The sequence below is a fragment of the Altererythrobacter sp. GH1-8 genome, from assembly GCF_043702085.1.
In the GTDB taxonomy this organism is placed as follows: Bacteria; Pseudomonadota; Alphaproteobacteria; order Sphingomonadales; family Sphingomonadaceae; genus Erythrobacter.
Genome location: NZ_CP171690.1, coordinates 2,730,026 through 2,744,373, shown reverse-complemented (window position 1 = coordinate 2,744,373; position 14,348 = coordinate 2,730,026). Strand labels below are relative to the sequence as shown.

The following is a 14,348-nucleotide window of genomic DNA, read 5'->3' as shown; positions in this document are numbered from 1 at the left end:
TTGCCCTGATATTGCTTTACTTATTGTCTCAACGGCTCTTGCCTGTCTAAAATTGCATAAAGCAAAGGCGCAATATGGAACGCGGTGTACCAATTCGAGCGATCAGCCGAGGACTGGCCGTTCTGTCGACGGTCAACCGGGATGGCCCCATATCAATGATGGGAATAGCGCGTGCTGCCCAAGTCCCCTATCCGACTGCTTGCCGGATCATTCAGACCCTTTTGCATGAAGGACTGGTTGAAAAGGAACCGCATCGCAAGCGCTATCGTGTGACCTCGCTCGTGCATACCTTATCAACCGGGTATCAGGCGGAGGACCAGCTTGTTTCTGCGGCAAGAGAGCATATCGAAAAACTCTGCCACGATGTCGGATGGCCGATCTCCATCGCCACGCGCGTAGGCACTCGGATGATGGTCCGCGACTCCACTCACAAGATGACTTCGCTCACTTTTTCGCACTATTTCCCCGGCTACACCCTGCCGATTGCGGAATGCGCCACTGGCAAGGTGCACCTTGCGTTTTGTGATGACGAAGAGCGCGAAGCAATCAACGAAGGCCTCAAGGCGATTGAGACGGAAAGCTCGCACATGGGCCTCGTTCTGATGGGTGATGACTATATCCTCTCGAAGATCCGCAAGGATGGATACGCACTGCAAATCCGCAACGTTTACAATGCGGACCCCGGCAAGACCTCGTCGATCGCGGTCCCGCTGTTTGATGGCAAGAAGCAACTGATCGGATCGTTGGCGCTGATCTTCTTTGCCAGCGCCATGAGCGGTGACGAGGCGGTCGGAAAGTACCTCCGGCCGATGCAGGACACCGCACAGGCGATCAGCGAGGCGCTGCGCGAGGCTGAGGCGCGCGCCGCATAGAAAGCCTGCTTTGACTTAAGAAGTCACGACGCAGCTTGCGGCATGCTCTCCTGCAAGCCGCCCAAGCGTTGTTGCCGTAAGCAGGCCGTTGCCTGCCATATAGCCGTCTGCTCCGGGGCCTGAAATGCCGCGCGCTGCCCCACCTCCCGCATAAAGATTGGGCATGGGAGTTCGATCAGAACGAAGAACGCGCGCATTCCCATCCACTTCGAGTCCGCCTTGCGTATGGAACAACGCTCCAGTTACCTTCACCGCGAAGAACGGGGCCGAAAGCGGTGCCTTGCCAGCGAAGCTGCGCCCAAAGGCATCGGGCTCACCGCTTTCGATAAAGCGATGGGTCTCGGCGACCGTACCTTCAAGTCCTTGCGGATCGACTCCAATCTTCTCTGCTAACTCTGCGAGCGTGTCTGCAGTTTGCAGGCACCCGGCAGACATGGCCTGTTGGTAATCATCGAATTGCTTCATGACTTCGTGTCGGCTCTCGTCGTAGACGCTCCAAGCCACGTGGCCCTCTTGCTTCAGAACTTCGACTGCTTGTTCGGAATAGCCTGCCGCTTCATTGGCAAAGCGCTTGCCCGCTCGGTTAACCTGAATTCCGCCCTCGGTGATAAGCGGCCACAGGATCGGAATGCCATAGCCTGCCGCGAGTCCTGCGTGGCCCTGATACGCGCTGAGATCCGCCATCGCCAAGCTCAATTCGCGGCCCCAGGCAATGGCATGACCCTTATTGCCGGGGTGCCCGTGAAAGGTTGCATGTTCCAGTTCGGGGATCAGTTCACTCACCATCCGCTGGTTTCCTGCAAAGCCGCAGCAGGCGAGGATCAGCGCTCCGCAGCCAATGATATCGCACTCGCCGTCTGGACGGGTGGCCTCGATGGCAATGACCCTGTCCGTGCTGTCGACATAGATAGTATCGACGAGGCTATCGGTCAGGATATCAACCCCAGCATCCTCGCAGGCACTGGCGAGCGCGCCCATGAGCTCGCTGCCTGAGCGGCTAGGCATTCCGTGCATCCTGAGGGCGGAGTGGCCGGGATAAGTGAATCCTTCGACGAGGCTGAGGTCGAGGCCATGCGTTTCAGCGAGCCAATCCACGGTCCGCGCGGATTCTTTCGCGAGGTGAGCGACCAGTTCTGTGTCGACCTTGCCTTTGGCCTTTTTGGCGATGTCGGACGCAAATAGCTCGGGCGAATCCTCGATGCCCCTTTCGCGCTGGATCGAGCTGCCTGCTGCGGGGATCAGCCCGGTCGACATGGCGGTCGTCCCCATGGGCTGCCCGTCGCGCTCGACCACGAGGACATCCACGCCAGCATCGCGGACCGCGAGTGCAGCGCAAAGCCCCGTTCCCCCGCCGCCTATGATCACCACGGGTATGTCTGCAACGGTCTCAACGCTGTCTGTACGAATGACACGAATGTCGCTCATGGCTCAATTTCCTCGAATATCAGGACTGGCTTAATCGCGGTGCCGCTCGCGGCATCTGCGAAAGCTTCGGCGATCTGCTCAAAAGGGAAGGTTTTAACCAGTCGATCCACTGGCAGATTGCCGGCCGCATAATGTGCAATCAGCAGCGGTAGGAAGTCCACTGGTACGGAATCTCCCTCGATGATGCCGACAATGGTCTTGGTCATGAAGTCGAGTCCGCCCGGATGTGCAATGGGTGCGCCAAACTCGCCGGGCAAGGTCAGCACACCGAGCGAACCACCGCTGTGTAGCGCGGCAAGGCTCGCTTCGAAGGTGGCCTGCGTGCCTGCGGTGTCTAGCGCAGCGGTCGCACCGCCTTTCGTGATGGCGATGACTTGCTCGGTCCAGTCCGGGTCCGCTCCATCCAGCGCGAGCGTCGCCCCAAGTTCTCGGGCAAGCGCGCGGCGATCCTCGTTCAGTTCGACCGCAATGATGGGTTCGCAGCCGACGATCTTGCCGGCCATGATCGCGGCGAGGCCTACCGCGCCCGCACCCACGACCAGCAGCGGGCGTCCTGCCTTGGCGCCGATCTGGTTGAAGACTGCACCCGCCCCAGTCTGAATGCCGCAGCCGAGCGGGGCGGCGATCGTCATGTCGAGGCCGTCTGGAATTTTCACGAGGTTGCGCTCGGTAGTAAGCGCATGGGTGGCAAAGCTGCTCTGCTGGAAGAATGCGCCGCCGACTGCGCTGCCATCTTCTCGCGTGAGGGAGGGGCGATCAGCGCTCCTCTTGCCATCGATGTTGAGCGCGATCCCGTCGAAGCAATAGGCGGGTCTTCCGCCTTCACAATTGGGACACGCGCCGCACGACCCAAAGGTCGCGATCACCCGGTCGCCTTTGGCAAAGCGGGTTATGGCAGCACCAATTTCGACAACCACCCCCGCGCCTTCGTGACCAAAGACGCGTGGGCTATCGCTCCACTGAGAAATACCAAGGTCGGTGTGACAGATGCCTGCTGCCTCCAGCTTGATGACCACTTCGTCGGGTGCGGGATCATCAAGTACAAGTGTCTCTATCACAGGTGGAGCGCCGCTCCCCTCGCATACTGCGGCCCTGATGGTGCGCGGCATCAAGCCCCCCCGTGCCGGTCCTGGAAGGCGACAATCTCGTCCATGCCGAGTAGCCGCGAGATTTCCTTGAAGTCGAACATCGTTTGCGGATCAGGATTGGCTTCATCGCAGGCAAGCATTGCGTAGAAATTTGCTGCGCCCTTCAACGCCGAGAGCGGAGCGCCTGCAGGATAGATCGCCAGCTTCACGCCCAGCTCGGCGTAACGCGAAGGCGACCGGACTGGAGTCGCCCCGCCATGCGCGGCGTTGATCATCAAGGGCTTATCGAGCGCGCTTGCAGCCACGGCGATTTCTTCCTCGCTCTCCGGCGCCTCCAGAAAGAGGATATCGGCACCAGCTTCGCCATAGGCAGCGAGCCGCTCGATCGCTGCCTCCAGCCCTTCGCTGCGCCGCGCATCGGTTCGCCCGATGATAAGCAGTTCGTCATCGCCGCGTGCTTCAACGGCGACTTGCATCCGCTTGACCATCTCGGCTGTCGGAACTGCAGTGGCTCGCCCTACATGGCCACAGATCTTCGGGAAGGGCTGGTCTTCGATCTGCATCGCTGCGATCCCGGCGCGGCAGTAATGCTGCACCGTCCGCCTCAAATTGGTGAGACTGCCGAAGCCGGTGTCAGCATCTGCAATCACTGGCACTTTGGCGCGCGCGGCAAAGCGCCCGAAAATGCTCGCAAAGTCACTCATGCCGGCAATCCCGACATCGGCTTCACCCAGGGCGGAGGCTGTGCCCCAATAGCCCGAGGCGTAGAGGGCCCTGTGTCCGGCAGCCTCGGCAAGGAGCAGGCTCATATGATCATAGATGCCCGGTGCCGCGACGATGGCTTCACTGGCGAGCAGTGCGCGCAAGCTAGCAGCAGCCGATGTCATGCGAATATCGCCTCGATATCGGCGAGCACGCTGTGATCTTCGATTGTCGGCGGAATCTTTGGCACTTCCCCGTCGGCAATCTCGCGAATTGTCTTGCGCAGGATCTTGCCAGAGCGGGTCTTGGGCAGCTTGGGCAGGACATGCACCCGCTTGAACGCAGCGACCGGACCGATCTGCGCGCGCACTGAGGCGATCAGCTCGGCAGCTAGGTCGTCGGCGCTAATGTCGGCGCCTGCCTTCAGCACCACGAAGCCAACCGGGATCTGCCCCTTGAGCTGGTCTGCCATGCCGATCACGGCGCATTCAGCCACGACAGGGTGAGAGGCGAGCACCTCTTCCATGGCAGAAGAGCTGAGGCGGTGGCCCGCGACGTTGATGACATCATCGATCCGCGCCATCACGTGGAGATATCCGTCCGCATCAATAAATCCGCTGTCACCGGTCAGGTAATTGCCGGGAAAGCGCGCTAGATAGGCCTCGCGATAGCGCTCAGGCGCGTTCCACAAAGTCGGGGCAAATCCCGGAGGCAGAGGCAAGCGCGCAACGATTGCACCGCTTTCGCCTACGCCGACAGGCTCGCCTGTTTCATCGACGCAAGCCAGATTCCAGCTCGGCATGGGCATAGTGGAGGAGCCAGCCTTGGTTGGAAATTGCTCAATGCCCAGGGGGTTGGCAGTAATCGCGCTGCCGGTTTCCGTCTGCCACCAATGGTCTACCACCGGCACGCCCAGCAAGCTTTGCGTCCACGTCAGGGTATCCGGATCGGTGCGCTCGCCAGCGAGGAAAACCGCCCGCAGGTTAGACAGGTCCGCTTGCTTGAGAAATTCTCCGCCCGGATCGACTTGCTTGATCGCGCGCATTGCCGTTGGCGCGGTGAAAAAACTGCGCACCTTGTGCTTCGCCATGATCCTCCAGAAGATCCCTGCATCGGGTGTGCCGACCGGCTTGCCTTCGAAGATCACGCTGGGATTGCGATGCAGAAGCGGCGCGTAGCAGATGTAGCTGTGTCCCACGACCCAGCCGACATCGCTGGCTGCCCAGTAGGCTTCACCAGGAGGGCAATTGTAAATCCCATCCATGCTCCAGTTGAGCGTGACGAGGTGGCCGCCCGTGTCTCGCACGATTCCCTTGGGCTGGCCGGTCGTGCCGGAGGTGTAGAGAATGTAGAGCGGATCGGTCGCCTTGACCGGAATGCAGGCCATCGGTTCTGACGAAGCCATTAGCTCAGACCAGTCGTGATCGGTCGGCGATGACAGATCGGCCTGCAATTGTTCGCGCTGCCAATAGACAGTGTGCGAAGGAGACTGCTTCGCAAGCGCGTAGGCTTCAGACAGGATCGGCTGATACGGCAAGGTCTTCGCGCCCTCGATCCCGCAGCTTGCGGACAGCACGACCTTGGGTTGTGCATCGTCTATCCGACTGGCCAGTTCGGGCGCGGCGAAGCCGCCAAAGACGACCGAGTGGATTGCGCCAATCCGTGCACAGGCGAGCATCGCGATCACTGCTTCGGGCGAGTTTGGCATATAGATGAGCACACGGTCACCCTTGCCGATGCCGAGCGAAGCTATCGCACCAGCGATGCGGGACGTGGCATCGAGCAACTGCGAATAGGTCAGCGTCCGGCTGGTCTGAGTCACCGGGCTTTCATAGATCAACGCGGTTTCATCGCCATATCCAGCTTCGACATGGCGATCAACGCAGTTGAAGCAGGCGTTGATCTCGCCATCGACGAACCAGCGCGGAATCAAGTCTCCGTCGCGCTCGAGAATGGTTTCGGGCGTCGTGTGCCAGGCAAGCTTGGCCGCCTGCTCGGCCCAGAACGCCTCTGGATCTTCAAGCGAGCGCGCATAGAAAGCTTTGTAGATGTTTGACTGGACCATATCGCTTCGTCTCCTAGGAACTCGCGTTAAGTCTTTCCGGTCGCCGGTTAACATTATCCATTGGTCGGATACTGAAGCAAAGCCAACCGGGAACAAAGGCTTCTTATGCTAGCTATGAGATTTACAAATCGACTTCGCTTCGAAAGACGAGTGCACCATGAACGAGCAAAGCAAGATTGCAGAAGTCCCGGCAAATCTCGGTGAAGAGATCGGCGGTCCCGGCAAGGCCTATTTCGACAATGTCGTGATCGACAACATACTTGATGCCTTGCTGGAATTGTCTGCCGCAACATGGACGTTCCAAGACCGATTGCTGGTGCTGGAAAAGGTGCTTGAAAAGCACGGAATCAATGCCGCAGAAGAAATCGAACAGCACGTGCCTGACGATGCCGAGATTGCCTCGCGGGCGGAGCAGCGCGCGGCTATGGTGCAGCGCGTATTCGGAAGTTTTGTTCGTCGGCCTGTTGCCGGCGTCAGCACACCAGCAGGAGATCAAGCATGAGCCGCGGTCACATTGGTGTCCTTCCTCGCCCAAACAAGTTGGAAGACGAAAGCTACCTCGAGTTCATCACGAGTTTTCGTCGCCTGGCGATCCAGGAAATGTTCCCGCAGGTCGCAATGCATGGCGAAGCGGCACTCGCCAAGTCGCTGGAAAAGGGTGAAATCGCTAAGCCAGCGGAGGGCGAGACCATTCCGCTGGGCGAGATCAAGAAGGTCTTCGGCCGTAATCCTGTAACCCCGACATTCCAGCGTTTTGTGCGCACTCAGCAGGAAATGATGTGGCGTCGCACGCGAGAGAGCTTCTACCGCGAGATCGATGAAGTCATGGCTTACATGGAAGACGCTGAAGCGAAATGCCCAGAGCGCATCCATATCGACCCTAGCTTTGTGGAGCCGGATTACACGCGGCGCGAGATTCACTGTCAGCCGGGTGGCTATACGGATGATCCGATGGGCGGGATCGTGTTCCACTATGGCACCAAGGTCTTTTATGAAGGATTCAACGACCAGGACGAACTGCACATTGAGCTGGCTGAGAAGGCGACCAAGCCAGCCGATGGCAAGGTTGAACGGATTCTCGATATCGGCTGCTCAATCGGGCAAGCAACCACGGTTCTGAAGGACCTCTATCCCGAGGCCGAAGTCTGGGGCCTTGATGTCGGCAAGCCGCTGATCCGCTATGCCCATGCCCGTGCGGTCGAGCATGGCAAGGAAGTACACTTCAAGCAGGCGCTGGCAGAGGACAACGGCTTTGAAGGCAATTCCTTCGATATGGTCCTGAGCTACATTCTCTTCCACGAAGTGCCGGTTCCCAAGATGAAAGAGATCATCGCGGAAACCTTCCGAGTGTTGCGGCCGGGCGGTGTCTTCTCGATCTATGAGTTCCCCAGCAACGACAAGAACCAGGTCAGTGCTGCAACCCGCTTCCTTGTCGATTACGACAGCAAGAACAATTGCGAACCCTATTCACCTGGCTTTGTCGCAAGCGACTTCCGTGGGATCCTCGAAGCGGCTGGCTTTGAGGTGGAGCAGGGGCCGGGCCTCACCAACGATTTCCTGCAATCACTGGTGGCGCGCAAGCCAGCCTGATTGCATTCAGTAATAATCGCAGGAGAACGCGTCCGGAGTGATCCGGGCGCGTTTTTCTTCTGGGGCTACGTTACAGGGAGCTAAGCCAATTCGACGCTTGCGGGATCGTATTTGAAAATACCCAGCGCGTCCTCGTTCTTGGGCGGATTGTCTCGCAGAACGTAGGGGTCCATCGCCTGCAGGCGATCCCCGCCAAGATTGCTTTCCGCCTGCAGGAATGCCGCGCGCTCGACACGAGCATTCTCGTACATTTTCAGCGCTTCGATCGGGTCAGAGTTGGCTGCAAAGCATCTGCCCAGCACGATACCGTCCTCGATCGCGCTGGATGCTCCTTGACCCATATAGGGCAGCATCGGGTGCGCGGCATCGCCGAGCAGCGCGACGCGGCCCTTGACCCATTGCTTAAGTGGGGAGCGGATGAACAGGCCCCAGCGATAGAGGTCATCCTCCCCGATTGCTGCGATCGCTTCAGTGACGTAGTCGGTCCAGCCTGCGAACACCGTAGCGAGTTCTGCAGGGCTTGCTTTCGCGTTCCAGCTTTCCTCGACCCAGCCATCCGCGCGGGTCAAGGCGACCAGATTGACGAGCTTCGTCCCGCGCACCGGATAAGTGACGAGATTTTGACCGGCACCGATGTGATTGACGTTGGTGCGTTCAGTCGCGCGCGGGCCAAGCTTGTCGCCCGGAATCAGTGCTCGCCAAGCGACATGTCCGCTGAATTCAGGCTCAGGCGTGTCAAAGAGGATATCACGGATAACGGAGCGCAGGCCATCGACGCCGATGACGATATCGGCTGTTTCAGTGGTATCATCTTCAAACCGTAGTTCGACTTGGGCCTCGTCTTGGGAAAGCCCGCGCAGCGCCTTTGCCATTCTGCAATTGCTGGTACCGAACGCATCGACGAGGCCATCCATCAGGTCCGCCCGATGCATCTGCAGATAAGGCCCGCCATATTGATCTCGGCATTTCTCCCGGTTGATATCTTGCAGGATCTCGCCGGTCAGCCCATGGAACAGCAGCTGATGCAGTGGTTCATTCGCAGTGCTCTCCAAAAAATCATTGAGACCAATGCTCACGAGGCCCTTTACCGCATTGGGACTCAAGGAAATGCCCGCACCGACCTCGCCGAATTGCGGCGCGCGTTCGTAAAGAACTGGGTCAAAACCGGCTTTCTTGAGAGCAATCCCTGTGGTGAGGCCACCAATGCCGCCGCCAATTATTGCTATTCGTGTCACAGACCAAGCGCTCCTGGATTGAGGATTCCTGCGGGATCGAGCCGCTGTTTGAGATCCTTGACAAGCGCCTCTGCTTCTCCCTTGCGAGTGCTTGCGTAAGGGTAAATTCTTCCGATCTGGAAATGCGTACTGCCATGCTCACGCATCAGCGTTATTATCTCCTCGACCAGTTCGCGGACGAGTTTGCGCGCTTCTTCATTCGCGGGGTATTCCTGCGCGATCCCATCGAGATAGGTGGGCGTCAGGCGCTGGTGATAGAGCATCTGGCTATCAGGCCAGTAGAATACTGGTTCATAGAGGGTCCCGATCCCTGCAATCCCGGCGAAGAATTCTGCAACAGTCACCTGATGCTCCTCCATCTGCGGTTTGCGGCGTTCTTTGAAGGCCAGATAATCTGCGTGGAAGGCCTTGATCCGCGAATCTGCCATCACGCCATGGATCGGCAGCATCCGCCGTCCGTCTGGATGGGTTACGGGCAATTCAGGGAAGGGTGTCGAGCGCGTTGCGAGCGGCACGGTGTTGACGATCTCCCTGCCGCCTTTTGACAGTGCCTTGATCGCTCTCATGCGGCTGCGCATGTCGTCCTTGTCGCGCCCTTCGACCATGAAATGCGCGGTGTAGGAAGCCCCATCGAGGAACCGCCTGCCAGCCATTGCGACGCGGACCATTCGGCTCACAGCTCCCGTCACACTTCCCGCTGCCATGCCGATCCGCCACATCTCTTTAACGTCTTTAACAAGGTTAGCAGGACCCGCATTTTGCCGGGCAACATCCGCATCCATGGCGAGAAATTCGCTCGCCAAACGGCGTAAACGAACTTCGCGCAACATGTCAGAAAGCTGGCCAAAATCATTGAAAGCAAAGGACAAGCCATTGACTAGAGGAGGCCGTGGCTCGATCTCCAGCGTGACGGCCGTTTTGATCCCCAGCGCGCCCGCATCATTGGCGAAAATGCCTGTCAGGTCAGGCCCGAAATTGCGATTGAACCCGGACGTGCCCTCGCTTCCATCAGATCCGGTGCGCAGGACTTCGCCGGTGCCGGTGACAACCTCAAAGCTCTTCACGGTATTGGCCGAGGCGCCTGCCTGACCTGACCCAAAGGTTACGGAGCCCTGGCTGAGGCCGCCCCCAATCGTGGCGGTTCCGCCTGACATTGGCCCCCAGAAGCGTGCGCGCATACCATGCTTCGCAAGCGCTTGGTCAAGCGCTGCCCAGGTGCATCCGGCTTCCACAACAACATCGCCATCTTCGGCGCTGATGGAGCGAACCTTGGCGAGCTTGCTGAAGTCAATGATGATCGAGCTTTCGCCTCGCGGCTGAAATGCGTCGGTGTAGGACATGCCGCCCCCGCGGGGGTACATCGCTATGCGGTTGTGATGACACCACTTTGCCGTTGCAGCGACGTCCTGCGTGCTACCGGGTGATACAACTGCAATTGGAAGCGCGCCTTCGAAGAACAGATCCTGACTGGCGAAGCGCAATTCTTCTGTGCGCGTCTCAACCGCATCGGATCCTAGCAATTCAACGAGCGCAGAAACGTGTGCGAGCATGGAATTTTCGGTCGATACAACGGGAACGTTCATATCCGCGTCCTGAACGTTCTATTCGAGCTTGCGGACAGACAGGCCATCAGCTGTCCACTACGCGGATAATGCGCCGCGAGATTGTGCGGCGGATATTGCAGGCGTCTAGTCGAGCGGCATGGCATCAAGCAGCATATCGAGCGAATCCGTAAGCCTGCCCTCGAACCGCGAGGCCTGGTTTGTCGTGATCGCCTTGTCCATCGCATCCATAGTCAGCTGGATCGATCGTCAGATCATCAACCTGCTCGTGGAACCGATCAAGGCTGATCTGTCGCTGACAGATGTGCAAATCAGCCTTTTGCAAGGGTTCTCTTTTGCTTTGCTCTACGCCTTCATGGCCTTGCCATTGGCGTGGGTCGCGGATCGCCACAATCGCAAATGGGTGATCTTGGGCGGACTCATCTGCTGGTCTGCCGCGACGTTTTCGAGCGGGCTCGCAATGGGTTTTGCGATCCTTTTCGTGACACGGATGCTGGTGGGAATCGGCGAAGCCACGCTTGCGCCGGCAGGCTTCTCGATGATCTCGGATTACTTCTCCAGGCAGAAGCTGCCCGCGGCGGTCAGCGTGTTCACTGGCTCGGGCTTCATCGGTTCTGGCTTCGCACTGATGGTCGGTGGATTGCTCTATTCGCAGCTTGAAGCGATGGGACCGCAGACGCTCCCTTTTGGTACATTCGCGCCTTGGCAGTTGACCTTTATGGCTGTCGCTTTGCTGAGCGTACCGGTGTTCTTCCTGCTGCTGTTCGTGCGCGAGCCGGTGCGGCGCGATGACAGCCCTGCGGCCCTATCCGACGAATCGCCTCCAGCGCTGGAAGTCCTTGGCTTCCTATGGAGGCAGATCGGTGTTTTCGTGCCGCTGATGATCGGGTTTGCCTGCTTCGCCGCCGCCCAATACGGCATCGGTTCCTGGGCGCCCAGCTTCCTGATCCGCATCCACGGATGGACTCAACTCGAGGTTGGCCAATATTTCGGTCCAGTCGTCATGGCGGCCGGGATCGGCGGGGTTGTCGTCAGCGGCTTCTTTGCTGAGCGCTGGCTCGCCAAGGGTATCGTAGATGCGACCATTCGACTGCCGATCTATGCTATCCTTTTAGCAATTCCTTGCGCCATCGCGTTCCCGCTAGTGGACAATGCTTGGGTCGCTCTGGCTCTGCTCGGCTTGGCCATATTCCTCGGCACAGTGCCGTTTGGTGCGGGCGTATCGACTTTTCCGTTGATCACGCCCAACCGGATGCGCGCGCAGGTTGTCGCCTGTTACCTGCTGGTGGCGAACCTGCTTGGATACAGCGCGGGTCCGATCCTGGTGGCATGGCTGACGGATTCAGTCTTTGCTTCTCCGTCGGCAATCAACAAGTCGCTCGCTGTGGCGGCACCGGGCATGATGATCATCGGAGTGCTGCTGTGCCTGTCTGCGCTGCGCCCCTATCGACGCTTGGCTGCTGCCAACGCAAATTCACAAACCCCTCAGGAGTCCTGACACATGTCGCTCATCGAACTCGCGCCCGAAACGAAGTCCTTCCTCGGCAAAGACATGAAAATCCTGATCGGAGCGAATTGGGCTGACCCATCAGCCGACAGTGCGATTGATGTGATCAATCCCGCTGATGAGGCTGCCATCGGCCGGATTGCCGATGCCGCCGCCGCCGACGTAGACCGAGCGGTTATGGCTGCACGCAAGGCATTCGACGAAGGGCCGTGGCCGCACATGAAGCCGGGCGCGCGAGCGCTTCTCATGAACCGGATCGCAGATGCGATGGAAGCCAGCGCCGAGCAGCTCGCTCAGCTCGAAACGCTTGATAATGGCAAGCCGATTACATGGGCGAGGGGGGATGTTGCCGCAGCTATCGGTGCGATGCGTTACTACGCGGGCTGGGCGGATAAGATTCAGGGCACTACCCACAACATCAACATGCCAGGTGAACATCACGTCTACACGGTGAAGGAGCCGGTAGGCGTTGCAGCCCTCGTCGTGCCCTGGAATTATCCGCTGGTGATGGCAGCGATGAAGCTGGGCCCGTGTCTTGCGGCAGGCTGCACCGCAGTCCTTAAGCCAGCGGAAGACACTTCGCTCACCGCGTTGCGCCTTGGCGAGATCATTCTCGAGGCGGGGCTGCCGGAGGGCGTGCTCAACATCGTGACCGGTTATGGCCACACGGTCGGCGCGGCCCTGGTTAACCACCCTGCGATCGACAAGATCGCTTTCACCGGCTCGACCGCGACGGGCAAGATCATCGCTCACGCGGCGGCGGAGGGCTTGAAGAAAGTCAGCCTGGAACTCGGCGGCAAGTCTCCCAACATAATCATGCCGGACGCCGATCTCGCAGCTGCGATCCCGGCGTCTGCGATGGGCATTTTCTTCAATAGTGGTCAGACCTGTACGGCTCCTTCGCGCTTGTATGTTCATGAGGACGTCAAGGACGAGGTTATCAAAGGCATCGCCGAAATGGGCAAGTCGATGAAGATCGCGCCGGGGCTTGATGAAGAAAGCCAACTCGGGCCGCTGGTCTCCGCCAAGCAGTTTGAGCGTGTCACGAGCTATATCGAGAAAGGCCAGAGCGAAGGTGCTGAGATTTCATCTGGCGGCGTTCGGCATGGCAATAGTGGGTATTTTCTTGAGCCGACTGTCATCTCCAATACTACAAACGACATGACGATCGTGCAGGAAGAGATTTTCGGACCAGTTCTGGTTACGCAGAGTTTCTCCAGCGAAGATGAGGTGATCGCACTCGCCAATGATAGCGATTACGGCCTGGCCGGCTGCGTCTGGACGAAGGATGTGACGACAGCTCACACCATGGCGCGCAAGATCAAGGCCGGCATCATTGGAGTCAACACCGCGATGGGCGCTGACTGGGATGTACCGCTGGGTGGCTACAAGCAGTCGGGTATCGGGCGCGAGAACAGCCGCGATGGTCTGGAGCTCTACCTCAACACAAAGTCCGTCTTCACGCAGCTCAAGTCGGCCTGGTGAGTGACGCCGCGATCCCTACGGATGTGCTCCGCATTGATGTAGGCGACGCGGAGCTGCACACCGAGATCACCGGCGAGGGACCTGACCTCTTGCTGGTCGCAGGGCTCGGCGGGCGCGGGGCATTCTGGTCGAACCAGATCCAGGCCTTTGCTTCCCACTTTCGCGTGATCACATTTGATCACCGGGGTTGCGGCAACAGCACGCCTGGGAAACTAGCCGAGGGCGTAGCGCATTTGGCGAGCGATGTTGTAGCGTTGATGGATGCACTCGAGATCGGCGCCGCGCACCTTGTCGGTCATTCGACCGGGGGGGCGATCGGTCAGCAGATCGCTCTCGAAGCGCCTGAAAGGCTGGAGAAGCTGGTTCTGTCTTGCAGCTGGCCGGGACCCGATGCATATTTTCTGGAGCTATTTCGGATGCGTCGGGCAGTACTCGAGCAATGCGGGCCTCTTGATTATCTTTCTTCAGGTACGTTCCTCGCGATGCCAAGCCGTTTTCTGCAACCCCAGATAGAGGCTGCAAGATCCTTCATGGAAGAACGCTTAGCCGCCTTCCCGGGTCTTGCAGTCGAGCTTTCCCGGATCGAGGCGGTGGTCTCTCACAATCTGCGCTCGCAACTGCATTCAATCAACACGGCTACGCTGTGCATTGGGGCAATGGATGATCAGCTGACCCCTCCTGCTTTCTCGCAGGAGATGGCACAACTCATCCCTGGGGCAGAGCTGCACTTGCTGGACCACGGCGGCCATTTTTCCCCGATGAGCGTTCCTGTCGTGTACAATGCGCGCGTTCTTGAATTTCTGCAAAGCTGAGGAGG

Annotated in this window: 12 protein-coding genes; 6 read left to right on the top strand and 6 right to left on the bottom strand. The window is 59.0% G+C overall.

Annotated features, from left to right (window positions below):
- Positions 1-74: 74 nt before the first annotated feature.
- Entirely contained in the window at positions 75-872 is a 798-nt protein-coding gene (locus ACG9DO_RS13280; protein ID WP_394728694.1) for an IclR family transcriptional regulator C-terminal domain-containing protein, read from the top strand.
- Between the two features lie 15 nt (positions 873-887).
- On the opposite strand, the gene ACG9DO_RS13275 is transcribed toward ACG9DO_RS13280, so the two are convergent.
- The 4 genes from ACG9DO_RS13275 to ACG9DO_RS13260 are packed head-to-tail and all read right to left on the bottom strand — an operon-like array spanning position 888 to position 6,152.
- The gene (locus tag ACG9DO_RS13275; RefSeq protein ID WP_394728692.1) at positions 888-2,297 is read right to left on the bottom strand and encodes an FAD-dependent oxidoreductase; all 1,410 of its coding nucleotides are present in this window, start codon (positions 2,295-2,297) and stop codon (positions 888-890) included.
- Positions 2,294-3,355: an NAD(P)-dependent alcohol dehydrogenase gene (locus ACG9DO_RS13270; protein ID WP_394728690.1), complete on the bottom strand. Its 1,062-nt coding sequence runs from the start codon at positions 3,353-3,355 to the stop codon at positions 2,294-2,296. Before ACG9DO_RS13270 ends, ACG9DO_RS13275 begins: the two co-directional genes overlap by 4 nt.
- Positions 3,356-3,405: 50 nt before the next feature.
- Positions 3,406-4,272 carry an oxaloacetate decarboxylase gene (locus ACG9DO_RS13265; RefSeq protein ID WP_394728688.1) on the bottom strand — a complete coding sequence of 289 codons (867 nt, stop codon included), beginning with the start codon at positions 4,270-4,272 and terminating at the stop codon, positions 3,406-3,408.
- Positions 4,269-6,152, bottom strand: a complete 1,884-nt coding sequence (locus tag ACG9DO_RS13260) for an AMP-binding protein (protein ID WP_394728686.1) — start codon at positions 6,150-6,152, stop codon at positions 4,269-4,271. Before ACG9DO_RS13260 ends, ACG9DO_RS13265 begins: the two co-directional genes overlap by 4 nt.
- 157 nt (positions 6,153-6,309) lie before the next feature.
- Between ACG9DO_RS13260 and ACG9DO_RS13255 the strand changes: the two genes are divergently transcribed.
- Positions 6,310-6,654 (top strand): hypothetical protein, encoded by a 345-nt coding sequence (locus ACG9DO_RS13255; RefSeq protein WP_394728684.1) that lies wholly within the window; start codon positions 6,310-6,312, stop codon positions 6,652-6,654.
- Positions 6,651-7,742: a class I SAM-dependent methyltransferase gene (locus ACG9DO_RS13250; protein WP_394728682.1), complete on the top strand. Its 1,092-nt coding sequence runs from the start codon at positions 6,651-6,653 to the stop codon at positions 7,740-7,742. The genes ACG9DO_RS13255 and ACG9DO_RS13250 overlap by 4 nt, the downstream gene beginning before the upstream one ends.
- Positions 7,743-7,822: 80 nt before the next feature.
- Here ACG9DO_RS13250 and ACG9DO_RS13245 read toward each other — a convergent pair whose 3' ends face one another.
- Both ACG9DO_RS13245 and ACG9DO_RS13240 read right to left on the bottom strand, forming a co-directional pair.
- On the bottom strand, positions 7,823-8,977 hold the full coding sequence (locus tag ACG9DO_RS13245; protein ID WP_394728680.1) for an FAD-dependent monooxygenase: 1,155 nt from the start codon (positions 8,975-8,977) through the stop codon (positions 7,823-7,825).
- Positions 8,974-10,560, bottom strand: a complete 1,587-nt coding sequence (locus tag ACG9DO_RS13240; RefSeq protein ID WP_394728678.1) for an FAD-binding oxidoreductase — start codon at positions 10,558-10,560, stop codon at positions 8,974-8,976. The genes ACG9DO_RS13245 and ACG9DO_RS13240 overlap by 4 nt, the downstream gene beginning before the upstream one ends.
- A 118-nt stretch (positions 10,561-10,678) precedes the next feature.
- On the opposite strand from ACG9DO_RS13240, the gene ACG9DO_RS13235 reads away from it, so the two are divergent.
- From ACG9DO_RS13235 to ACG9DO_RS13225, 3 genes are read left to right on the top strand one after another with little or no spacing between them, the layout of a single operon-like run.
- Positions 10,679-12,037 (top strand): MFS transporter, encoded by a 1,359-nt coding sequence (locus ACG9DO_RS13235; protein ID WP_394728676.1) that lies wholly within the window; start codon positions 10,679-10,681, stop codon positions 12,035-12,037.
- A 3-nt stretch (positions 12,038-12,040) separates the two neighbouring features.
- The gene (locus tag ACG9DO_RS13230) at positions 12,041-13,531 is read left to right on the top strand and encodes an aldehyde dehydrogenase family protein (protein WP_394728674.1); all 1,491 of its coding nucleotides are present in this window, start codon (positions 12,041-12,043) and stop codon (positions 13,529-13,531) included.
- Complete coding sequence (locus ACG9DO_RS13225; protein ID WP_394728672.1) at positions 13,528-14,343, top strand: alpha/beta fold hydrolase; 816 nt, start codon at positions 13,528-13,530, stop codon at positions 14,341-14,343. The genes ACG9DO_RS13230 and ACG9DO_RS13225 overlap by 4 nt, the downstream gene beginning before the upstream one ends.
- Positions 14,344-14,348: the final 5 nt, after the last annotated feature.

Bases quoted from the DNA above. Each gene is read 5' to 3' on its own strand.
- ACG9DO_RS13280 (WP_394728694.1), top strand. From the start codon at position 75: ATGGAACGCGGTGTACCAATTCGAGCGATCAGCCGAGGACTGGCCGTT.
- ACG9DO_RS13275 (WP_394728692.1), bottom strand. From the start codon at position 2,297: ATGAGCGACATTCGTGTCATTCGTACAGACAGCGTTGAGACCGTTGCA.
- ACG9DO_RS13265 (WP_394728688.1), bottom strand. From the start codon at position 4,272: ATGACATCGGCTGCTGCTAGCTTGCGCGCACTGCTCGCCAGTGAAGCC.
- ACG9DO_RS13260 (WP_394728686.1), bottom strand. From the start codon at position 6,152: ATGGTCCAGTCAAACATCTACAAAGCTTTCTATGCGCGCTCGCTTGAA.
- ACG9DO_RS13255 (WP_394728684.1), top strand. From the start codon at position 6,310: ATGAACGAGCAAAGCAAGATTGCAGAAGTCCCGGCAAATCTCGGTGAA.
- ACG9DO_RS13250 (WP_394728682.1), top strand. From the start codon at position 6,651: ATGAGCCGCGGTCACATTGGTGTCCTTCCTCGCCCAAACAAGTTGGAA.
- ACG9DO_RS13240 (WP_394728678.1), bottom strand. From the start codon at position 10,560: ATGAACGTTCCCGTTGTATCGACCGAAAATTCCATGCTCGCACACGTT.
- ACG9DO_RS13235 (WP_394728676.1), top strand. From the start codon at position 10,679: ATGGCATCAAGCAGCATATCGAGCGAATCCGTAAGCCTGCCCTCGAAC.
- ACG9DO_RS13230 (WP_394728674.1), top strand. From the start codon at position 12,041: ATGTCGCTCATCGAACTCGCGCCCGAAACGAAGTCCTTCCTCGGCAAA.